Below are 22,219 nucleotides of genomic sequence, written 5' to 3' on the forward strand. Positions count from 1 at the left end.
CTATGCCAAGTGGCTTCGCCTAAGGGATTGTCCGGGGCTGGAGATGATAACGATGGGTCCGGTTAACTGGCTGGCCGTGCTGTTTGCAACGCTGGCCGCTCTGGTGGTGTCCTCGATCTGGTATGGCCCGATTCACGGGCGGGCGCGTGTCGAGGAGCTTGGCCCCGGCGGGCTTGGCACCCGTATTTCGCCGCTGCGCACGCTGGCCATCTCGGCCGCGCTGCTGTTCGTTTCGGCCGCGATGATGGGGCACATGTTCGCCCGAGTCGGACCGGCCACGCTGGCGATCAAGCCCTGGCTCTATTTCATGATGTCGGGTGGCCTTGCGCTGGCATTCGTCATCCCCTCGCTGTGGATCAGCCATAGCCATCAGCGCGTCAGCGCGCGGCTGGCGTGGATCGACGCCGGACACTGGCTGGTCACCTATCTGGCGATGGGGCTGACGTTCTGGCTGTTCAAGGCCTGAGCGGCAGGCGTCCCTAGAGCCTTAGCGGCAGGCGTCCTTAGAGCCTTAGCGGCAGGCAGGGCAGCGGGTCGCGCGGCGTGGTGGCGCGGCGCAGTTCGAAGTGCAGCGTCGGCTTCTTCGCTTCGCCGCTGGTGCCGATCCGCGCGATCACGGTCTGCGGGCTGACCTGCTGCCCTTCGCGCACGATCACTTTGCCAAGATAGGCATAGGCGGTGGACCAGCCCTGGCCATGGTCGATCACGATCAACTGGCCGAAGCGTTCGGGCTCCTTGCCGGCAAAGACCACGCGCCCCGGCGCAGCGGCGCGCACGGTCATCCCGGAAAAGGCGGCAAGGTCGATGCCGTTGGCGGGCAGGCCCTTCACCACCGCGCCGAACCGCGTGATCAGCGCACCCGAAGTCGGCCAGCGCAACCGGGGCGTGCCCGCCTCGCAGCGGAGCGGGGCGCCAATAGCGGGTCGGGTCTCGGCCGCGCTCAGCGCCAGTATCAGCGCCAGTATCAGGCCCAACGCCAGCCCGGCTTGCCGCATCAGGCTTGCGGCACCAGCCGGGTCAGGCCGCCGGTATAAGGCAGCAGCACGGGCGGCACCTCGACCGAGCCATCCTCTTGCTGGTAGTTCTCCAGTACCGCCACCAGGGTGCGCCCCACGGCAAGGCCCGAACCATTGAGCGTGTGGACGAAGGCGGTGCCCTTCTGCCCCTCGGGCCGATAGCGCGCGTTCATCCGCCGCGCCTGAAAATCGCCGCAGTTCGAGCACGAGCTGATCTCGCGATAGGTGTCCTGACCCGGCAGCCAGACTTCCAGATCATAGGTCTTGCGCGCGGTGAAGCCCATGTCGCCGCTGCACAACAGCATCTTGCGATAGGGCAGGTCGAGCGCCTGCAGGATCGATTCGGCGGCTTGGGTCATCCGCTCGTGCTCGGCTTCCGAATCCTCGGGCCGGGTGATCGAGACGAGTTCGACTTTCTCGAACTGGTGCTGGCGGATGAAGCCGCGCGTGTCGCGTCCCGCCGCGCCCGCTTCGCTGCGGAAGCACGGGGTCAGCGCGGTCATGCGGATCGGCAGCGCGGCATCGCTCAGGATCTGGCCCTGCACCGCGTTGGTCAGGCTGACTTCGGCGGTGGGGATCAGCCAGCGGCCATCGCCGGTGCGGAACAAGTCCTCGGCGAACTTGGGCAACTGGCCGGTGCCGAACACCGCCTCGTCCTTGACCAGCAGCGGCGGGGCGCATTCGGTGTAGCCGTTTTCGGCGGTCTGGCGGTCGAGCATGAACTGCCCCAACGCGCGGTGCAGGCGGGCCATTGCCCCGCGCAGGAAGGTGAAGCGCGCGCCCGAAATCAGCGCGCCGGTCTCGAAGTCGAGCCCCAGCGCCGGGCCGACATCGGCATGTTCGCGCGGGGTGAAGCTGAAGCTGCGCGGGGTTCCCCAGCGGCTGACCTCGACATTGCCGGCCTCGTCCGCGCCCTCGGGCACTTCGGCGGCGGGCAGGTTGGGCCAAGCGGCCAGCACTGCGTCGAGATCGGCGGTCAGGCGGCGCTCCTCATCCTCAAGCGCGGGCAGCGCGGTCTTGAGGCTGGCGACTTCGGCCTTGAGCGCCTCTGCCGTGTCCTTGTCGCCCTTGCCCATCGCGGCGCCGATCGCCTTGCTCGCTTCGTTGCGGCGGCCTTGCGCTTCTTGCAGGCGGGTGGCCACGTCGCGGCGGGCGGTGTCGAGCGAGAGGATCGTGGCCGACTGCGGCGCCACCCCACGGCGGGCGAGGGCGGCGTCGAAGGCGGCGGGATTTTCGCGGATCTGGCGGATGTCGTGCATGGTTAGCGCCTATGCCGCCTTGAACCATGCGAGGCAAGCGCGGGCGAGCCGGGCCGCCGCAGGAGGAGCCGCATTCCCGCCGAACCGCAAACCATTGCTGGCGGATAACCGGCCATTCATCGCCCCTACATTCCGCTTGGTTTATCCCGCGCGCGGGCGGATGACAGAAAGGATCGACGATGACCGATTGGCCCCCCTTGGTGACATTCCGCAACGCCCGCAGTTGCGTGCTGTGGTCGGTTTCGCTGTCGGCGCTGCTGTGGATTGCGATTGTGACGCTGGCCTTTCCCGCCGCCGCAACCCGGCTCGATGGCTCGGCCCACTTCCTCGCCAGCCTGCCCGAACGGATACTCGACATGCATCCGGCGAAGTCGCTTCAGCAAGGCCTTCCGGGTCTGCACGGGTTGCGCCACGTCGCGCTGGGCTGACAGGGCTGGCCCAATAGCCGGGGCCCAATAGCCGGGGCCCAGTAGCCGGGGCCCAGTAGCCGGGGCCCGGTAGCCCTGACCCGGTAGCCCTGACCCGGTAGCCCTCACCTTGTATACTCTGCCGCCGCGTGGCATCGGCAAGAGCGTCGACAAGACGGGTCGGGCGAATGGGATGACCAATGCAGGACGATCTGTTTGCCAGCCGTGACATCGGCCACGATTCCGCCCCTGCAGCGATCAGCGGGCGCGCGCTTGAAGGCGGCGAACTGGCCGAGCTGGCCCGCGCAGGAGGCGCGCTGCACCTGATCGACTGCGACCTTGCCCATGCCGATGCCCCCGAACTTGACCTGACCGGCTGGTCGTTCGAGCGCTGCGACTTGCGCCATGTGCGGCTGGCGGGCGCGCGGCTCGAACGGACGCGCTGGCAATCGTGCCGCGCCGCCTTTGCCGATCTGCGCGGGGCCGACCTGACCGATGCCCGCTTCGTGTCGAGCGATTGCAACAATGCGATCCTGCGCGGGGCAAGGCTTGACGGAGCCGCCTTCACCGGCTGCAAGCTGACCGGCGCGGACCTGTCGGACGTGCGCGGGATGGACACGACTTTCGAGGAAACCCTGCTGATCAGCGCCAAGCTGACCGGCCATTCGTTTCGCAAGCAGACCCTGCGCCGCGTCGATCTGGGGCAGGCGGACTTGCGCAAATGCGATTTCCGCGAAGCCGTGCTCGAAGGGTGCAGCCTGCGCGACGCCAATGTGGTCGGCGCGCGGTTCGATTCTGCCGATCTGCGCGGGGCCGATCTGGGTGGCCTGCGCCTGATCGACGCCAACCTGTTTCGCGGGGCGATCATCTCGCGCGAACAGGCGGCGCAACTGCTGGCCGACCTGGGGCTGCGGCTGGGATAGCGTGCCCTGCGTTCCTGCGGCTGCATCTGTCCGAACATTTTTGCGGATCGCCCAAGTGAATTGGCGACATTGCAGTCACGCGGCAGTCTTGAATGCCGCGCTAAGCTGAATTGCTTGGTATTTATTGCGCAAACTGCTGATTGCTCGATGTAACCAAGCCGACACAACCCGCCGGTAACCATCGTCAAGGATGTCGGAACGGGGTTTCTGCTTCCGGGGGGAATCTGTTGAATACCGTGCCGAGGCGTACCTCGCATTCGTAAGGCCTGCCTTGCGAACGCGACCTTGCGCGCCCTGTTCGCGTCGTTCCCGCCGGATGTCGGTCAACTTTCGCCCGACCGCTTGAATTCAAGGCGGGAGCGCGCGTTCCCGTCGAACCGATCGAGACTGGGGACCGAACATGACTGTCAGCCAAGGTGATATCGCATTCGTCGGAATGAACACGTTCGGCACCGACTGGATTGCCTTCGTGGCGCTGAATCCCATTGCCGCGGGCGAGGTGATCTACTTCAGCGACAACGAGCTGACGTCGGCCAGCGCAACATCCTTCAACGCCGGTGAATCGTACTTCAAGTGGGTTGCGCCCGCAGGCGGCGTCGCGGCGGGCACGGTGATCGAACTGACCCCTCCGGGCACGTTCGGCAACGCCATCGGCGCGACCGTGGGCAGCGCCAGCTTCGTGACGTTCACCGGCAACACCAACCCCGGTTTCAGCAGCACGGCCGACGCGGTCTATGCCTATACCGCTGCCAGCGATGCCACGGTCAACACCCCGGTCACGCATCTGGCCTATATCAACATCGGCAATGCGGTCGACGGTGTTGCCCCCGCCTCGCTCGATGCCAAGTACAAGCTTTCGGTCACCGATGGCAGCGACAGCGCCTATTACACCGGCGCGCGCAGCGGCTACCCCAACTTCTCCGACTACGCCGCGCTGCTCGGCAACGTCGCCAACTGGACCAAGGGTGCGGCGGGCAGCGAAACGACGTACGGTTCGTCGCAGTCGGCCGGTTTCGTGCAGACCCCGCTGGGCAGCCTCGGGGTCGACAGCCCAAGCATCGCCGAAGGTAACAGCGGCACCAAGGTGCTGACCTTCACCGTCACGCTCAGCTCGGCGTCGGTCCAGACGGTCACCGTCAACTATGCCACCGCCGATGGGTCGGCCACTGCGGGCAGCGACTATGTCGCCACCTCGGGCACGCTGACTTTCGCGCCGGGCGAAACCAGCAAGACCGTGGCGGTCACCGTCAACGGCGACACCGTGCTCGAAGGCGATGAAACGCTGACGCTGCATCTGTCGGGCGCCAGCAACGCCTCGATCAACGTGGCCGATGGCACCGGCACGCTGACCAACGACGACGTGACGCTGGCGGGCGACGACCATTACACCGTCGCCTCGGGCACCACGCTGTCGACCAGCGGCGCGCCGTTCACCATCGATGCGTCGGCAGCAGCGGCGGCGGGCGGGGTCGTGATCGACAACGCCGGTGCGATCATCAGCACGGCGGCAGGGGCGATCGAGGTTCCGGCGGCGGCGCCCGCCAGTGGCGCGGCCAGCTTCACGCTGAACAACACCGGCAACGTCAGCGGCGCCACCAACGGGGTCCATGTGCTGAGCGGTCTGGGCGGCGGCACGCTGACCATCGACAACAGCGGCACGATCAACGGCACCGCCACGCGCGCCATCGACGTCGCCGCGGTTGCGGCTGCCGAAACGATCAGCATCACCAACGCAGCGGGCGCGACGATCCATTCGGCCAACGACGCCATCCGCGTCAGCGGCGCGGCAACTTTCGACGGCACGTTGAGCATTTCCAACAGCGGCACGATCGAAGCGCTGGGCGCGGGCAGCGGACAGGGTGTCGACCTCAACAACCTGCTCGCCAGCGCCACCGCGCACGTGACGATCACCAACACCGCCACCGGCCAGATCATCGGCGACGACAACGACGGCCTGCGCCCTTCGGCCTATGCCACGGTCGAAAACTACGGCGTGATCAAGGGCCAGTCGGTCGGCACCAGCGGCGCTGACGGCATCGACTATGGCACGAGCGCGGGCGTGACCATCAACAACCACGGCGGTGGCGACATCGAAGGCGCGCGTCACGGCGTCACCGGCAAGCTGCCGGCCGCGTTCGACAATGCCGGTACGATCATCGGCCACGGCGGCAGCGGGCTGAACCTCGACACCGCCGGTGACACGATCACCACCATCACCAACGCCGCCACCGGCGTGATCACCGGCACCGCCAACGGCCTGACCGATGGCGACGGCATCGACGTCGACGGTCAGGTGAACATCACCAACTACGGCACGATCAACGCCCTTGGCCACACCGTCGGCGAGAACAACGAAGGCCTCGCCATCGGCGGCGGCACCGTCGTCAACTACGGCACGATCTATTCGGACGAACGCGGCATCCGTTCGGACGACAGCAATCTGGGCAACGCGTTCGCGGGGCTGAACTTCACCAACCACGGCACGCTGACCGGCACCACGCTTGAGGCGATCTCGATCACCGACAACCAGGGCGACACGATCCTCAACGCCGCCGACGGCACGATCAACGGCGATATCGTCACCGGCAGCGGCGATGACACGGTGACCAACCTCGGCGTGCTCAACGGCAACATCGCGACCGGCGATGGCAACGATACCGTTGCCGCAGGCGCGGGCGCGCAGACCATCACCGGCGGTGCGGGCAACGATGCGATCGACGGCGGCGCGGGCACCGACACGGCTGCATTCTCGGGCAACCTCGCCGACGCCACGCTGGCCCGCCATGGCACCACGGTGACCGTCACCAGCGCCGACGGTACCGACACGCTCAACAACGTCGAACTGCTCAAGTTTGCCGACGCCACGATCACCGCCGCCAGCATCAACACCGCACCGGCCATCGACAGCAACGGTGCTGGAACGACGGCGACGGTTTCGGTGGCGGAGAACACGGCGGCGGTGACGACGGTTCATGCAACCGATGCCGAAAGCGATGCGGTTACCTATTCGATTGCGGGCGGTGCGGACGCGGCGCTGTTCCAGATCAATGCGACGACCGGCGCGCTCAGCTTCAAGAACGCGCCGAACTATGAAGCGCCGGCCGACGCTGGCCACGACAATGGCTATGCGGTGACGGTGCGCGCGAGCGACGGCACGGCGACGACCGATCAGGCGCTGAGCGTCAACGTGACCGACATTGCCGACACCCATTCGAGCAAGGCGGCCTACCTGCTGTCCTCGGACCCGAACGTGACGGTCCAGGCGATCATCACGACGGGCGATGCGACGAGCAAGGTCGGCGGCGGCACCTACTTGTTCGGCGGCATCCCCGACGGGATCGGCATGTTCGACAACGGCGACGGCACGGTGACGGTGCTGGTCAACCACGAGATCGCGACGCCGCTGGGCACGACCCGCGCCGATGGCGCAAACGGTTCCTATGTGTCGCAACTGGTGATCGACAAGTCGACGCTGTCGGTGATCTCTGGTCAGGACGCGATCCAGACGCTCAAGCTGTGGAACGGCACGAGCTTCGTGACCTCGACGCTGGCGCTGAGCCGGTTCTGCTCGGCCGACCTGCCCTCGCAAAGCGCGCTGTACAACGCGGCGACCGGGCTTGGCAGCACGGCCAAGATCTTCTTCACCGGCGAGGAAGCGGGCGCCGAAGGCAAGCAGCTTGGTGTGGTGGTGACCGGCTCGGAAGCGGGCACGGCCTATGAACTGCCCTGGATGGGCAAGTTTGCCCACGAGAACGCGATCGCCAACGGCTATGCGCAGGACAAGACCATCGTCATGGGCACCGACGATGCGGGTGGCGGCAAGGGCCAGGTCTATGTCTACATCGGCACCAAGCAGGCAACCGGCACCGAAGTGGACAAGGCGGGCCTGACCGACGGCCAGCTCTACGGTTTCACCGTGACCGGGCTGACGCAGGAAACCGAGACGACCAACCTGCAGAACGCCGACTTCACGCTGACCGCGCTGGGCGATGTCAGCACCAAGACCGGGGCGCAGCTGGAAACGGCGAGCAACGCAGCGGGCGTGACGCAGTTCCTGCGGCCCGAGGATATCGCGTGGGATCCGACCAACGCGGCGCGCGGCTACTTCGTGGTGACCGACAACGTTGCCGCCAACGGCACGGCGGGCACGTTCCACTCGCGGCTCTATCAGTTCACCTTCAACGACATCACCGACCCGACCAAGGGCGGCAAGATCACTGCGGTGCTCGATGGCACCGAAGGCCAGGTGATGTTCGACAACATCACGGTGGACGCGCAGGGCAAAGTCACGCTGTGCGAGGATCCGGGCGCCAACGTGCGCGTGGGCCGGGTGTGGCAGTATGACCCGACCACCGACTCGCTGCACGAAATCGCGCACCACGATCCGGCGCTGTTCCTGCAGGCCAACGATCCCAACCAGCCCGGCTACGTCGCCGATCCGACCAAGTTCCTGACGCAGGACGAGGAAAGCTCGGGCGTGCTCGACGTGACTGCCACGTTCGGCGATGTCCACCACAAGGCATTCCTGATCACCACGCAGAACCACGCTGCTGCCACCGGCGCCAACGCCGCCACCCTCGTCGAAGGCGGCCAGCTCCAGCTCATCAGCCAGTTCGTCAACACCGCTGCGGCGCTGACCGGGGCGCACGCCACGCTGGCGCACGGCACCGAGGACACGGCCTATACCGTGACCAAGGCGCAATTGCTGACAGGCTACACCGATGCCGAAGGCGACACGCTGTCGGTGGGCAGCGTGACCGCTTCGAACGGCACGGTCACCGACAACGGCAACGGCACGTACACGATCGCGCCGACCGCCAACTTCAACGGCGCGGTGACGCTCAGCTACGCGGTGACCGACGGCAACGGCGGCTCGACCGCGGCGACGATCGGTTACACGCTCGATGCGGTCAACGATGCGCCGACCGCGCTTGCGCTGTCGTCGAACACGGTGGCCGAAAAGAGCGCGGCGGGCACCGTGGTCGGCACTTTCACCGCGACCGACATCGACAGCAGCAGCTTCACTTATGCGTTGCTGCCGCTGAACAACCCGGCGTTCAACGATGGGACGAACAAGTTCACCATCGATGCAGCCACGGGCGTGCTCAAGGTCGCGGCGGGCGCTGCGCTCGACTACTCGGCGGTCCACTCCTATGCGATCAAGGTGCAGGTCACCGACAGCGCGGGCGCCAGCTATGTCCAGCAGGTAAACGTCGACCTGACCAACGTGGTCGAGAACAAGACGTATACCGGCACCGGCGGCGCCAACCGCGTGGTGTTCATCGACGACGACAACTGGACCGTGAACCTGCTGGGCGGCAACGACTGGGTGACGCTGACCAACGGCAACGACCGCATCGACGGCGGCATCGGCAACGACCGGATCGAAGCCGGTGGCGGCAATGATACCATCCTCGTCGGCCTGGCGAGCGGCTACGACAACATCGACGGCGGCACCGGCACCGATACCGTGCTGGCAACGGCTGACAACGTGGTCATCGGGTTGAGCGCGATCACCGGGGTCGAAGCGATTTCGAGCGGCGGCTTTGCCGGGGTCAAGATCCTTGGCGACAACTCCGCCAATGTGTTCGACTTCACCGGCGTGACGCTGACCGGCATCGTGTCGATCGACGGTGGTCTGGGCGCCGACACGATCACCGGCAGCGCGGGCAACGACACCATCTTCGGCGGTCTGGGCAACGACACCATCAACGGTGGCGACGGCAATGACCGCATCGATGGCGGCTCGGGCAACGACATCCTGTCCGGCGGGCTTGGCAACGATACCTTCACCATCGGCGCAAGCGGCGGCAGGGACGTGATCGACGGCGGCGCGGGCACCGACACCGTGGTTGCGGGCGTCGACAACCTGACGATCTATGCCGCCTCGCTCACCAGCATCGAGGCCATTTCGGGCGGCGGGTTCGCCGGGGTCAAGGTGGTCGGCACCAGCACCGCCGACGTGCTCGACTTCTCGGGTTACACGCTCACCGGGCTCGCCGCGATCGACGGCTTGTCGGGCAACGACACGATCACCGGCAGCGCGGGCGATGACACGATCATCGGCAACATGGGCAACGACACGCTGAACGGCGGCAACGGCAACGACACCTTCCTGGTCGGCGCCTCGGCCGGGTACGATGCGGTCAATGGCGGTGCGGGCACCGACACGATCAAGGCGAGCGCCGCCAATATCGCCATCGGCCTGTCGGCGCTGAGCAATGTCGAGGTGATCGACGCCAATGGTTTTGCCGGGGTGAAAGTCGCGCTGACCACGGGCAACGACACGATCGACTTCACCGGGGTGACGCTGACCGGGATCACCTCGATCGACGCTGGCGCGGGCAATGACACGGTGACCGGCTCGAACGGGGCGGATCACATCAATGGCGGCGGCGGCAACGACGTGCTGCTGGGCGGAAATGGCGCGGACGTGCTCGATGGCGGACTGGGCAACGACATCCTGATCGGCGGTGCGGGCAGCGATAGCCTTACCGGCGGTGTCGGAAGCGATGTGTTCCGCTTCCTGAGCGTGCTCGACAGCCCGCTCGGCAGCGGGGCCGACCAAATCACCGACTTCGTTCATGGCCCCGACCGGATCGACCTGAGCGGGATCGATGCCAACGATGTGCTGGCGGGCGATCAGGCCTTCACCTTCCTCGGCACCGGGGCGTTCACCGGCCTTGGCCAGTTGCGCCTCGGCACCGATGGCGGCCACGCAGCCTTGTTCGGCAACACCACGGGCGATCTGACCGCCGACTTCGAGATCATTCTCGACAACAACGTGAACCTGCTGGTCGGCGACCTCGTACTCTGATCGACCGGGACTCCGGCTACGGACGAAGTGCAAGCCACCTGTCGCACCGCGCGGCAGGTGGCTTTGCTTTGGGATGTCTGGCGCAAGTCACAGCAATTGGCGATGAGAACGAGAACAATGGTCCGTTACCATTGTATAGGTATTGTATCGTAGTCCCTATACAACGTAGAACGGACGGCCATTTGTCCCGTTATTAACCCTGAAGGGCATATCCCGGCATCGAAGGCAGCATAGCAGCCTGCCTGATTGCAAGGATGCTTCGATGGCCCTCGTCCAGAAAATCGTTCCCGCCGATACCGCGCCGTCCGCGCGCACGGCCAATGCTTCGTCGCGCGACGCCGAAGCCCGCCGCAAACGCGCGCGCACCCTCGCCAAGCAGCAGCAGGTTGCCGAGCGGGTCGCCGCGGCGACGACCCAGCTGGTGTCGGGTATCAACGAAGCGGCCTCAGCCGCCGAACAGCTCAAGCAGGCGTCCGAACAGATCGCGGTGGGGGCCGAAGAGGCGACCGGCGCGGCGCAGGAATCGCTGGTTGCCTTCCAGCAAGTCTCGGGCGCGGTAAACCGGCAGCTGGCCAGCGCCGAATCCGGCCAGACCCGCTGCGAGGCGACGCAAGTGATCGTGGCGCAGGCAGGGGCCCAGATCACCGACCTGATCGGCAACGTGTCGATGGCGGCGCACCGCCAGGTCGCCTCGGTGGCGATGGTCGCCGAACTGGAAAAGCAGGCCGCCAACATCGGCGATATCGTCAAGGCGGTGGGGCGGATCGCCGACCAGACCAACCTGCTGGCGCTCAATGCCGCGATCGAAGCGGCGCATGCCGGCAAACATGGCAAGGGCTTTGCCGTGGTCGCCGACGAAGTGCGCACGCTGGCCGAGACCAGCGAACAATCCGCGCGCGAGATCCAGAGCCTGATCGCGCAGATCCAACGCGATGTGCAGACGATCTCGAACGGGATCAACCAGTCGAGCGCGGCCATCGACGACGAAGTCGAGAAGGCCAAGGTCATCACCGTCCAGTTGAACCAGATCCGCTCGGACATGGGCGATGTGGTCGCCGCCTCGCAGGAAATCGCGGCAGGGGCGGCGCAATCCAGCGCGGCCACCACGCAAGCGCTCAAGGGCATGCAGGACATCGCCGCCGCTGCCGAACAGCAATCCACCGCCGCCGAGGAATCGACCAAGACCGTCAATGCGCAAGCCGATGCGCTGGCCGAAGCCGAGCAGGCCTCGCAGATGATGTCCGACCTTGCCGACGATCTCAAGAACTCGTCCGACGTGTCCAAGAGCGCCGAGGAAGTCGCCTCGGCGGCAGAGGAACTGTCGTCGAGCGTGCACGAGATCAGCCGGTCGGGGTTGCAGATCATGACCGCCATCGAGCAGATCCGCAAAGGCACCGAAGTGGCCAGCGCCGGGACCGAGGAGGCCGCCGCCGCCGCCGCGCAGATCGAACGCGGGGTGGAACTCGCGCGCGATCGTGCGACCGCCGCTGCGGAAAAGATCGCCCAGATCCGCGAACTGCTCGATGCCAACAAGGCTGCGGTGGATGTCATGATCACCGGGATCGGCGCATCGGCGGATTCGACGCGGACGATCATCAGTCAGGTCAAGGATCTGGAACTGGTCTCGCGCCGCATCGACAAGATCGTCGATGCCATCGCCACGGTGTCGATCCAGACCAACATGCTGGCGGTCAACGGCGCGGTCGAAGCGGCGCGCGCCGGGGAATATGGCAAGGGCTTCGTGGTGGTCGCCACCGATATCCGCAGCCTTGCCCACGACAGCGCCGAAAATGCCGACCGCATCAAGGATCTGGTCAAGGCGGTGCAGGATCAGATCGGCGTCGTCGGACAGGATCTGACCGAGATCGTCCACGCCGCGCAGGCCGAAGTGGTCAAGGCAGAACAATCGACCGCTGCGCTGAACACGATCGAAACCGATATCGCCGAGGTGGAGAAGAACGCCCAGCAGGTGCTTGCCGCCAGCCTGGAGATCGCGACGGCCATCGCTCAGGTGAAAACCAGCGTCGAACAGATCGCGGCCACCGCCCAGCAGGCCGACAAGTCAGCGACCGAAGCGGCCACCGCCGCCGCGCAGCAGGCCAAGGGGGCAGAGGAACTGGTCAGCGCGATCGAGGAAATCGCGGCCCTTGCCGACGAATTGCAAAGCGCCGCCTGATCGCCAGCGGGACGGGCCGGGGCGCGCACGCCTTCGCCGGTTCCCTCAAGGGACGTTATCCCATGACCGACCAATCGATACCGGGGCTTGACCCACAAGGCGGCGAGCCGCTCGAAACCGTGGCGCCCGCTGCCGCGACGGCACTGGCGCAAGAACTGGCGGACGAAACCGGCGACACGCTGGCCGACAACGATGATGCCGAACTGCTGACCCGCCAGTTCGTGACCTTTCACCTGCAGAACGAGGTCTTTGCGGTGAACATGGTGGCGGTGCGCGAAATCATCCGCGTGCCCGATGTCACCCGCGTGCCGCTGGCGCCGCCCGCACTCGATGGCGTGGCCAACTTGCGCGGCTCGGTCGTGCCGATCGTGTCGCTGCGGCGCCTGCTCGGGCTGGAGGAACGCGAGGCTGACGAAGCGACGCGCGCGGTGGTGATCGACGTCGGCCAACCGGTCGGCTTCGTGGTCGATCGGGTGTCCAGCGTGCTCAGCGTCGACCAGAACCAGATCGAGGGTGTGGCCGGTTGCACCGGAGCGATCGACGTCGACTATCTGGCGGGCATGATCAAGAATGCCGGTGGCCACGCCGTCACCATGATCGTCGAGTTTGCCAGCCTGATCGCGCAGGAATTCGCGCTGATCGCCGGTCTGGCGCAAAGGGCGGCGCAGAACGGCGCGGCCCTTGTGCGCAAGACCGACGATCAGCGCCGGGACGACGACGCAGGCGGGCAGGACGAGATCCAGCTCGTCAATTTCCTGCTCGATGGGCAAGATTACGGGATCGCGATAAGCGATGTGCAGGAAATCGTGCACTTGCCCGATGCGATCACCGCTCTGCCGCAGACCCCGGCCCACGTGCTGGGGGTGATGACGCTGCGTTCGCGGCTGTTGCCGCTGATGGACTTGCGCTCGATGTTCCGCCTGGCGCACCGCGAACTTGATGAAAAAAGCCGGATCGTCGTGCTGCGGCTGGGCTCGCTTTCGGTCGGGCTGGTGGTCGATGCGGTCAGCGAAGTGCTGCGCGTGGGGCTGGCCGACGTGCGCGACCTGCCCGGCCTGATCGCCACGCGCGGCGAGGACAGCGACATCACGCGGGTCTGCCAGCTTCAGGGCGGCAAGCGGCTGGTGTCGATCGTCAATGGCCACAACCTGTTCGACCACCCTGCCGTCCGCGATGCGCTCGACGCGGCGGATCGGGCCCCCACCGATGCGCAGGAGGATGCGACGATGGACCATGACGATGGCGGCGCCGACGAAGCAACCGACGATACCCGGCAACTGGTCGTGTTCCGGCTGGGTGCCGAGGAATTCGGCGTCAGCATTGCGGCGGTGAAGGAAATCCTGCGCGTGCCGGACGAGATGTTCTGGGTGCCCAAGTCGGCCGCGCATGTCGAAGGCGTCATCAACTTGCGCGGCAACGTGCTGCCGGTGATCGATCTGCGCTGCCGCATGGGCCTTGAGCGCGCCGAAGCGCACGAGCGCCAGCGGATCATGGTGTTCCAGCACAAGGGCGTCGCCACCGGCTATGTCGTCGATCACGTGGCGCAAGTGCTGGTGGTTCCGGCAGGCGTGATCGAGGACGCCCCCAGCCTGTCCGAAGGCCAGAGCCGCCTGCTGCCGCAAGTCGCCAATCTGGCGGCCGACAAGCGGATGCTGCAATTGCTCGATCCGGCGTGCTTGCTGGCGGGCGATGAAGCGACGCGTGAAGCTGCCTGAACCCGTGATCAAGCTGCTCATCGTGGATGATTCGGCGCTGATGCGTCGGCAACTGTCGACGCTGTTTGCGTCAGCGGGTGGATTCGAGATTCGCCAGGCCCGCACCGGCAAGGAAGCGATCGCCGAGAACATCAGCTTTGCCCCCGACGTCGTGACGCTCGACATCAACATGCCCGAAATGGACGGGCTGACCGCGCTGTCGGTGATCATGACCGAACGGCCGGTGCCGGTGGTGATGGTCTCCTCGCTGACCGAGCGGGGCGCGCTCGCCACGCTCGAAGCGCTCAACATGGGCGCGGTGGACTACATCCCCAAGCCGGGGGGCACGATCTCGCTGTCGATCGTCGAGATCGAACGCGACCTCATCGCCAAAGTGCGGGCGGCGGCGCAAAGCCGTCTGCGGCCATTGCCGGCCACCCCGCCCGCAGCGCGGCCAGCCCCCCGTTCCGCCGGATCGCAAGCGCTTTCCCGCCTGCGCGCGGCGCCCCGGCCCGGTCCGGCCCAGAAGGTGGGCGATGGGCTGGTGCTGATCGGCGTTTCCACCGGAGGGCCTCGCACGCTTGGCGAAATCCTGCCCTTCCTGCCCGCCGATTTCCCCTGGCCGGTGCTGGTGGCGCAGCACATGCCGGGCGCCTTCACCAAATCATTCGCCGAACGGCTGGATCGGATGTGCCCGCTGGCCGTGCAGGAAGTGGTGGCACCGAGCCCGATAACCCCCGGTCAGATCTATGTCGCGCGGGGCGGTGCAGACATGGTTGTCGCGCGGCGGTCGGAAGGGCTTTACGCCCTGCCGCGCCCGGAAAGCGCGCAGCATCTGTGGCACCCGTCGGTCGAACTGCTGGCGCGCTCGGCGCTGGCGCATTGCCCGGCCACGTCGCTGGTCGGGGTCATGCTGACCGGGATGGGCAACGATGGCGCCGATGGCTTTGCCGAGATCGCCCGGCGCGGCGGGCGGACCATCGCCGAATCCGATGAAACCGCGATCGTCTATGGCATGCCGCGCGAACTGGTCGACCGGGGCGGGGCCAAGGCGGTCCTGCCCGCGCATCGCATCGCCGCGCAATTGTGCAACTGGGCGGAGGCCGCGTGACATGCCATTCACCCGGTCCGACCGCAGCAACCCTGGATTACCGGTTCAGCCACCGGCCATCCCGGCGACGGCCGACATGCTCGCCCGCGACATTGGACATGAGACGGCTTCGGCCCGGCGCGCCCAGATGGTGACCGCGCTGGTGACGATCGACACGCCCGAGGCCGCCGCTGCCCTTGCGGCCCTGCTGGCGCATCCTGACCCGGCGGTGCGGGCCTGCGGGGTCGACGGGTTGCGCCGGATCAGGCCGACGCTTGCGCGGCCCCGGCTGGCGCAATTGCTGGCCGATGCATCAGCCGAAATCCGCATCCGGGCGCTCGATGCCATCGAACGCCTGCCCGACGCCGAGGTGGAAAGCTGGCTGATCGCGCTGCTTGGGCGCGAGACCGAAAGCAATGTCTGCGCCATCGTGCTCGACCTGCTGGCCGAAATGGGCACGCCGATCGCGCTGCCCGCCATCCGCGCGGCGCGGCTGCGCTTTGCCAACGAACCCTTCATTGCCTTTGCCGCTGACCTTGCCATCAGCCAGATCGCGGAAAGCTGAATCATGAACGCAGTCCGCCCGGCGCAGCCAAGCGCCAAGGCCACCACGCCACAGGCCATTTCGGACGCGGAGTTCCTGAAGTTCCGCGAATTCTTCTATCGCCGCACCGGTATCCACTTCGAGAACTCCAAGCGCTATTTCGTCGACAAGCGGCTGGTCGAGCGGATGGCCGCCACCGACAGCACCACGTTCAACAGTTGGTTTTCGGTGCTGCGCTCCGATCCGTCGGGCGCCGAGATGCAGGCGCTGATCAACGTGATGACGGTCAACGAGACGTATTTCCTGCGCGAGGAGTATCAATTTGCCGCGCTGGTCGGCTCGGTCCTGCCCGATGTGGTTGCACGCAAGCGCGACACCAGGCCGATCCGGATCTGGTGCATGCCGTCCTCGTCGGGCGAGGAGCCCTATACCGTGGCGATGGTGCTGCTGGAGCGCTGGGCGGGGCTCAAGGACTGGGATGTCGAGATCATCTCGTCGGACATCGACACCGATATCCTGACCAAGGCGCGCATTGGCCATTACCATGACCGCTCGGTGCAACACCTGCCGCAAAGCTGGCTGAAGAAGTACTTCGCGCGCAAGGCTGATGGCTGGCAGATCAACGACACCTTGCGCGGCGCGGTGGAGTTCAGCCGCTGCAACCTGTGCCTGCCGCAGGAAACCGCGCACTATCGCGACTTCGATGTCGTGTTCTGCCGCAACCTGCTGATCTATTTCGACGATGCCTCGCGCCGGATCGCGGCAGAGGCCTTGTACGAGGCGCTCAATCCGGGCGGCTACGTGATGCTGGGCCATTCGGAATCGATGAGCCGGATTTCCTCGCTGTTTCGCGTCCGCCGCTTTCCCGACGCGCTGGCCTACCAAAAGCCACAGGAGGTGGCATGACACGCATTCTGGTCGTCGACGATGCGCAGACGCAGCGCCTGTACTACCGCGACGTGCTGGGCCGCGCCGGTTATGGCGTGGACGAGGCGATCGACGGGATCGAGGGGCTGGAAAAGGCGCTGGTCGATCCGTACGACCTGTACATCATCGACATCAACATGCGCGGCATGGACGGGCTGTCGATGCTGCGCACGCTGCGGCAGGAAGACATGCCGCAAGGCGCGGTGATGATCGTGTCGAACGAGACCGGGGCCAATGTCGGCGATGCGGCGGTCAGCCTTGGCGCCAATCTGTTCTCGCCCAAACCGGTGCGCGGTGACTTGCTGCTGGCGCAAGTGCGGGCGCTGGTGGGGGCGACGCGGCCACCCGAACGGGCGCTGCGGCCATGATCCATTCGCCGATCAACCCGCTGCTCGCGCAGTTTCTGGCCGAAGCCGAAGAACTGCTCGAAGGCATCGGCGCACAAATCATGGTGCTGGAAACCCGGCCGGGCGAGCCTGCCGCGATGAACGAACTGTTCCGGCTGGTGCACACGATGAAGGGCAATTCGGGGCTGTTCGATCTGCCCGCCATGACCCGCGTGCTGCATGCCGCCGAAGACCTGCTCGACAAAGTGCGCCAGGGCAAGCTGGCGCTGACCCGCGATCATGTCGACACGCTGCTGGCGGCAATGGATTTCGTGAGCGGAATGTGCGCGCAACTGGCCACTCGGGGCGAGGTCGGCGCACAGGCCGCTCACGAAGTCCATGACGGGGCCGCCGCCGCGCTGGCACAAGGGCTGCGCGCCTTGTCGGGCGAGGGCGGGCAGGAGGACGTGGCGGTCCCGGCAGCGCCGCCGCCGGAGCAAGGCATCGATGTGCCTGCCGAAGCGATGGCTGCGGCAGCCCGGCATGGCGGCGCGCTGCATTTCCTGCGCTATCAGCCCGAAGAGGACTGCTTCTTTCGCGGCGACGATCCGTTCCACACCGCCCGGCATACCCCGCAAGTGGTCTGGCAGCGGATCATCGGGGCGCGCGCATTGCCTGCCTTGGGCGAACTCGACCCCTACCGCTGCCTGCTCGGGTTCGAGATGCTCAGCGCCGCGCCGCTGGCCGGGATCGAAGCGCATTTCCGCTATGCGATGGACCGGGTGGCTCTGTGCCCGCTGACCCCTGCGGCCGCCGACGACGGGCTGGACCGGGCGGTGCTCGCCGAAGCGCTGGCCGCGCAACGGCGCATCGTCGCGCTGACCGACGATGCGCCTTGGCGCGCGGCGCGGCTGTCCGCCGCCGGCGCGGTGGTCGCCAATCTGGCAGCGCTTTGCGGTGATCCGGCGCCCGATCTGCCCGAAGCCTGCGCGGCCGCGCTGGCAGGCAACAGCGACGCGCTGCTGGCGATCATCGACCGGTTGGCCAGCCCGGCGCCATCGGCCGCGCCTGTCGCTGCCGCTGCTGCGGCCCCTGCACCTGCAGACGATCCGGTCGACGCCGTCTCGCCCCACCCGTCACACGCCCGCAGCCTGCGCGTCGATCAGGGCAAGATCGACCGGCTGATGGGGCTGATCGGCGAGATGGTGGTGGCGCGCAACGCCCTGCCGTTTCTGGCCCAGCGTGCCGAGAAGGTTTACGGCAACCGGGACATGGCGCGCGAGATCAAGAGCCAGCACGCCGTCATCAACCGCGTTACCGAGGAAATGCAGGATGCCATCATGCGCATCCGCATGATGCCGGTCTCGGTGGTGTTTCAGCGCTTTCCCCGGCTCGTCCGCGACGTTTCGCGCAAGCTGGGCAAGGACGTCGAACTGGTGCTCGAAGGCGAGGACACCGAAGCCGACAAGGCGATCATCGAAGCGCTGGCCGACCCGCTGATCCACATCTTGCGCAACAGTCTGGATCATGGGTTCGAAACACCGGCCGAGCGCCGCGCCAATGGCAAGCCCGCCACCGGGCGCCTGACCATCCGGGCGCATCAGGAAGGCGACCGCATCCTGCTCGACATTACCGACGATGGACGCGGCATCGATCCTGTGCGCATCCGGACCAAGGCCGTGGAAAAGGGGCTGGTCGACGCCGCCACCGCCGAGGCGATGGATGATGCAGCAGCGATCCAGTTGATCTTTGCCGCCGGGTTTTCGACCGCAGAGGCCATTTCCGATCTTTCGGGCCGGGGGGTCGGGATGGATGCGGTGCGCAGCGCGATCGAGGCGCTCCACGGCGATGTGGCGCTGTCGAGCACCACCGGCAGCGGCACGCATCTGCGGCTTACCCTGCCGCTGTCGATGGCGGTCACGCGGGTGCTGGTGCTTGAGGCGGCAGGCCAGTTGTTCGCCATGCCGGTGGACATGGTGATCGAGACGACCCGTCTGTCCACATCCGAGATCCGCGGGATCAAGACCGAACGCACCATCCTGCGCCGCGATCGCATCCTGCCGATCCGCGAACTGAACGATCTGCTGGGGATTCCCCGGCCCGCGCGGATCGATGACGATGGCGAACAGTCGCTGCTGGTCGCGCGGCTGGGCGAGAATGTCGTCGCGCTGGTGGTCGACGGTTTCCGCGAGACGCTCGATGTCATCCAGAAACCGCTGACCGGCGTGCTGGCGGGGATACCCGCCTATTCGGGCGCCACGCTGATGGGCGATGGTGCGGTGCTGTTGGTGCTCAATCCAAGGATGCTGCTGTGATGCCGATCCGCTTGCTGAAAACCCGTGCCGCCTTTGCAGGGGTGGTCAGCGTCGAGGAAGCCGACGCGTTGCAAGGCTGGCTTGGCGAAAAGCCCGGACGCCGGGTCGATCTGAAGCGCTGCACCCATCTTCACCCCGCCAGCCTGCAGGTGCTGCTGTCTGCGCACATTCGCCCCGCCACCATGCCCGATGATCCGACACTCGCGGCATGGCTCGTCCCCCTGTTTTCCGCCAACTGACAGGAAGTCCCATGGCCAAGACCATCATGATCGTCGATGATTCCGCCACGATGCTGCTTTCCTTGCGCTCGACGCTGGAAATGAATGGCTACAAGGTCGAGGCGGCCAGCGATGGCCAGGCCGCGGTCGATCGGCTGGCGACAGGCATCAAGCCCGACCTCATCATCACCGACATCAACATGCCGCGCATGGGCGGGCTGGACCTGATCCGCCATGTGCGCGGCTTGCCCGCGTTCCGCTTTACCCCGATCCTGACGCTGACCACCGAAAGCCAGACCGATATCCGTGATCAGGGCCGCCGACTGGGCGCTACCGGCTGGCTGGTGAAGCCCGTGGCCGGACCGGCGCTGATCGGCGTGATCAAGCAGGTTCTGCCGGGCGGATGACTTCAGACAGAGGGAAATGAGCGGCAGATAGCAGCGCGATGATCGATCTTCTTGCAAGTCTGGGGCCCGCAAGCTTGAGCCTGGGCGGTGCCGCACTGGTGCTGGCTGGCACCCATGCGCTCGCGTTCCGCGCCGGGCGCAGGCAAGTGGTGCGATCAGGCCCCGCTACAGAGCATGAGACGCGGCCGGAAGCGGAGGACGACGCGGACGAGGATACTGGCTGGGCCGCCGCCGCACCGCCGCAGCCAGTGCTGGTTGTCGACAACGATCAGCCCGCCCGCTCGGCCTTGCGCGCGCTCGATGCCGAATTCGGCGCGGTACCGGTCTATGTCGAGACGCTGCTGCGCCAGATCGAGGGGGTCAAGACCGACGCCGAAGCGGGTATCGCGCTGGTCATTCACGAAGTGGACGCCATCAACGGGCAGGCGCGCGACCAGATCGGCCGGATGCATGCCTCGCTCGATGGCAGCGAGGCGCTGGCCCGGTCCAGCGCCCGACCGCGCGAGATCATCGGCAATCTGCAGGCGACGCTCGATGAACGGACCGCCCAGATCCGCACCAATTTTGACAGCCTGTCCGAGCTTGCGCAGGAATTCCAGTCCTTGCGCCCGATCATCGACACGATGGCGGCCATTGCCGACCAGGCCTATTTCCTGTCGATCAACGCGGCAGTCGAAGCCGCACGCGCCGGGTCTGCGGGGGCGGCCTTCGCGCTGGTTGCCGGTGAAGTGCGCGCGCTGTCCAAGCTGACGCAGAACGCCTCGAAAGAGATCGGCGCGGGGATCGCCACGTTCACCCGCCGGATGCACGAGGAACTCGACCGCGCTCGGCCGCAGGCGGAAGGATCGAGCTGCGAGCTTGACCGGCTGATCAGCGAACTGAACGAGATTCAGGGCAACCTGGCGACGGCGGGGCAGGAGCTTTCGTCCATGATCCAGTCGATGGATGGCGGCCACCGTCAGATGGTCGAGCGGCTGTCGACCATTCTGGGACACGTGCAGTTTCAGGACGTGATCTGCCAAAGGCTTGAGCAAGTCGGCGAGGCGATCGGCGAACTGGGCGATCACGTGTGCGACAGCGTGGCCTCGGCGCGGCTGGGCAAGCCCCCGCCCGCCCCGTCGCTCGACGAGCGGTTGCAGGCGCAGCAATCGCGCTATGTCATGCACAGCCAACGCGCGGCGCATGCGCAAGTGACCGGAGACGATGTCCAGACAGACCTCGCTCCCCGCATCGAACTGTTCTGAGCGACCGGACCTGAGCGGCCGGACCTGAGCGGCTGGGCATCAGCGCCCCGCGCCGGTCTTGCCTCCCAGCAGGTGGTCGAGCGAGAGCGAGCCGCCGCCCTTGGCCAGCAGCGGCAGCAACAGGCCTGCCCAGCTCATGTGGGTCGGCCAGGCGTCGGGATAGACGAATACCTCGATCACGAACGTCATGCCCAGCAGGCCCAGCGCGCCGATCCGGGTGAACAGGCCGAAGAACAGCAGCGCCGAAAAAAGGTGCTCGGATATCGTCGCTGCATAAGCCGCGATGTGCGGCGGGATCAGCGGCAGGGCATAGTCCGTCGCAAACAGATCGAACGTGCCGTCGGTGATGGTGAACCAGCCTTCCACTTTGGCGCGGCCCGACATGAAGAAGATGGAAGCGGCTCCCAACCGGGCGACCAGCAGCAGCAGCGATTCGGGCAACAGGCGCCGGGCAAGCGCGGCGGCTTTGCCATGGACAGCGATCAGGGCTTGCATCGGGTCTTTCTCCAGCACTGGGCAGGTCCGTCGCTCGGCCGTCAGCAACGGCGAGCGACGGGTGCGTTCAGGCCTTGGGTGCGTTCAGGCCTTGGGGGTGAGCGAGCCGAAGCCGTGCGGGGTCTTGGTAGTGGTGCAGGTGCCGATCTTCACGGCCTTCCACGCATTGCCCTGATAGTCCTTGACCGACGTGCTGGCGCAGCTGGTCCCGGCACCGGCCTTGCAGTCGTTCTTGCCGGCGGGCGCGATGCCATAGCACTTTTCGGTCTTGGGGGCGTCAGCCGCATGGGCGGCAGTTGCCGAGATGGCTCCGGCGGCAGCGAGGGTCAGTGCGGCGGCGGCGGCTTGGGCAAAGTTCATG

General features: G+C 66.4%; 18 protein-coding genes. 14 read left to right on the top strand and 4 right to left on the bottom strand.

The genetic code is table 11. The features are described from left to right. The first annotated feature begins 52 nt into the window (after positions 1-52). Positions 53-466, top strand: coding sequence for a DUF1761 domain-containing protein (locus LDN95_RS12740; RefSeq protein ID WP_226018060.1), 414 nt, complete (start codon positions 53-55; stop codon positions 464-466). 37 nt (positions 467-503) lie between these two features. Here LDN95_RS12740 and LDN95_RS12745 read toward each other — a convergent pair whose 3' ends face one another. Together LDN95_RS12745 and serS are read right to left on the bottom strand one after the other, a co-directional pair. Further along, positions 504-995 (bottom strand): murein hydrolase activator EnvC, encoded by a 492-nt coding sequence (locus LDN95_RS12745; RefSeq protein ID WP_226018061.1) that lies wholly within the window; start codon positions 993-995, stop codon positions 504-506. Continuing rightward, positions 995-2,275, bottom strand: a complete 1,281-nt coding sequence (serS, locus tag LDN95_RS12750; protein WP_226018062.1) for a serine--tRNA ligase — start codon at positions 2,273-2,275, stop codon at positions 995-997. The genes LDN95_RS12745 and serS overlap by 1 nt, the downstream gene beginning before the upstream one ends. 179 nt (positions 2,276-2,454) lie before the next feature. Between serS and LDN95_RS12755 the strand changes: the two genes are divergently transcribed. From LDN95_RS12755 to LDN95_RS12815, 13 genes are all read left to right on the top strand, one after another. After that, the gene (locus LDN95_RS12755; protein ID WP_226018063.1) at positions 2,455-2,703 is read left to right on the top strand and encodes a hypothetical protein; all 249 of its coding nucleotides are present in this window, start codon (positions 2,455-2,457) and stop codon (positions 2,701-2,703) included. A 179-nt stretch (positions 2,704-2,882) separates the two neighbouring features. After that, complete coding sequence (locus tag LDN95_RS12760; protein ID WP_226018064.1) at positions 2,883-3,605, top strand: pentapeptide repeat-containing protein; 723 nt, start codon at positions 2,883-2,885, stop codon at positions 3,603-3,605. Positions 3,606-4,005: 400 nt separating this feature from the next. Continuing rightward, positions 4,006-10,422, top strand: a complete 6,417-nt coding sequence (locus LDN95_RS12765; RefSeq protein WP_226018065.1) for a cadherin-like domain-containing protein — start codon at positions 4,006-4,008, stop codon at positions 10,420-10,422. Between the two features lie 262 nt (positions 10,423-10,684). Further along, a complete protein-coding gene (locus tag LDN95_RS12770; RefSeq protein ID WP_226018066.1) occupies positions 10,685-12,598 on the top strand; it encodes a methyl-accepting chemotaxis protein in 1,914 nt (637 codons plus the stop codon). Between the two features lie 62 nt (positions 12,599-12,660). After that, on the top strand, positions 12,661-14,313 hold the full coding sequence (locus LDN95_RS12775; RefSeq protein ID WP_226018067.1) for a chemotaxis protein CheW: 1,653 nt from the start codon (positions 12,661-12,663) through the stop codon (positions 14,311-14,313). After that, positions 14,288-15,403: a chemotaxis-specific protein-glutamate methyltransferase CheB gene (gene cheB, locus LDN95_RS12780; RefSeq protein ID WP_226018068.1), complete on the top strand. Its 1,116-nt coding sequence runs from the start codon at positions 14,288-14,290 to the stop codon at positions 15,401-15,403. Before LDN95_RS12775 ends, cheB begins: the two co-directional genes overlap by 26 nt. 1 nt (position 15,404) lies before the next feature. Next, entirely contained in the window at positions 15,405-15,947 is a 543-nt protein-coding gene (locus LDN95_RS12785) for a HEAT repeat domain-containing protein (RefSeq protein WP_226018069.1), read from the top strand. Positions 15,948-15,950: 3 nt separating this feature from the next. Beyond that, a complete protein-coding gene (locus LDN95_RS12790) occupies positions 15,951-16,832 on the top strand; it encodes a protein-glutamate O-methyltransferase CheR (RefSeq protein WP_226018070.1) in 882 nt (293 codons plus the stop codon). After that, positions 16,829-17,221 carry a PleD family two-component system response regulator gene (locus tag LDN95_RS12795; protein WP_226018071.1) on the top strand — a complete coding sequence of 131 codons (393 nt, stop codon included), beginning with the start codon at positions 16,829-16,831 and terminating at the stop codon, positions 17,219-17,221. The genes LDN95_RS12790 and LDN95_RS12795 overlap by 4 nt, the downstream gene beginning before the upstream one ends. Continuing rightward, positions 17,218-19,494, top strand: a complete 2,277-nt coding sequence (locus LDN95_RS12800; protein WP_226018072.1) for a chemotaxis protein CheA — start codon at positions 17,218-17,220, stop codon at positions 19,492-19,494. Before LDN95_RS12795 ends, LDN95_RS12800 begins: the two co-directional genes overlap by 4 nt. Further along, positions 19,494-19,733 (top strand): hypothetical protein, encoded by a 240-nt coding sequence (locus LDN95_RS12805; RefSeq protein WP_226018073.1) that lies wholly within the window; start codon positions 19,494-19,496, stop codon positions 19,731-19,733. Before LDN95_RS12800 ends, LDN95_RS12805 begins: the two co-directional genes overlap by 1 nt. Positions 19,734-19,744: 11 nt before the next feature. Further along, complete coding sequence (locus LDN95_RS12810) at positions 19,745-20,119, top strand: response regulator (protein ID WP_226018074.1); 375 nt, start codon at positions 19,745-19,747, stop codon at positions 20,117-20,119. Between the two features lie 38 nt (positions 20,120-20,157). After that, a complete protein-coding gene (locus tag LDN95_RS12815) occupies positions 20,158-21,363 on the top strand; it encodes a methyl-accepting chemotaxis protein (protein WP_226018075.1) in 1,206 nt (401 codons plus the stop codon). Positions 21,364-21,402: 39 nt separating this feature from the next. Here LDN95_RS12815 and LDN95_RS12820 read toward each other — a convergent pair whose 3' ends face one another. Continuing rightward, positions 21,403-21,858 carry a DoxX family protein gene (locus LDN95_RS12820; RefSeq protein ID WP_226018076.1) on the bottom strand — a complete coding sequence of 152 codons (456 nt, stop codon included), beginning with the start codon at positions 21,856-21,858 and terminating at the stop codon, positions 21,403-21,405. An 84-nt stretch (positions 21,859-21,942) separates the two neighbouring features. Beyond that, a complete protein-coding gene (locus LDN95_RS12825) occupies positions 21,943-22,218 on the bottom strand; it encodes a DUF2282 domain-containing protein (RefSeq protein WP_226018077.1) in 276 nt (91 codons plus the stop codon). Position 22,219 lies beyond the last annotated feature (1 nt).

The organism is Novosphingobium sp. FKTRR1 (assembly GCF_020404405.1).
GTDB lineage: Bacteria > Pseudomonadota > Alphaproteobacteria > Sphingomonadales > Sphingomonadaceae > Novosphingobium.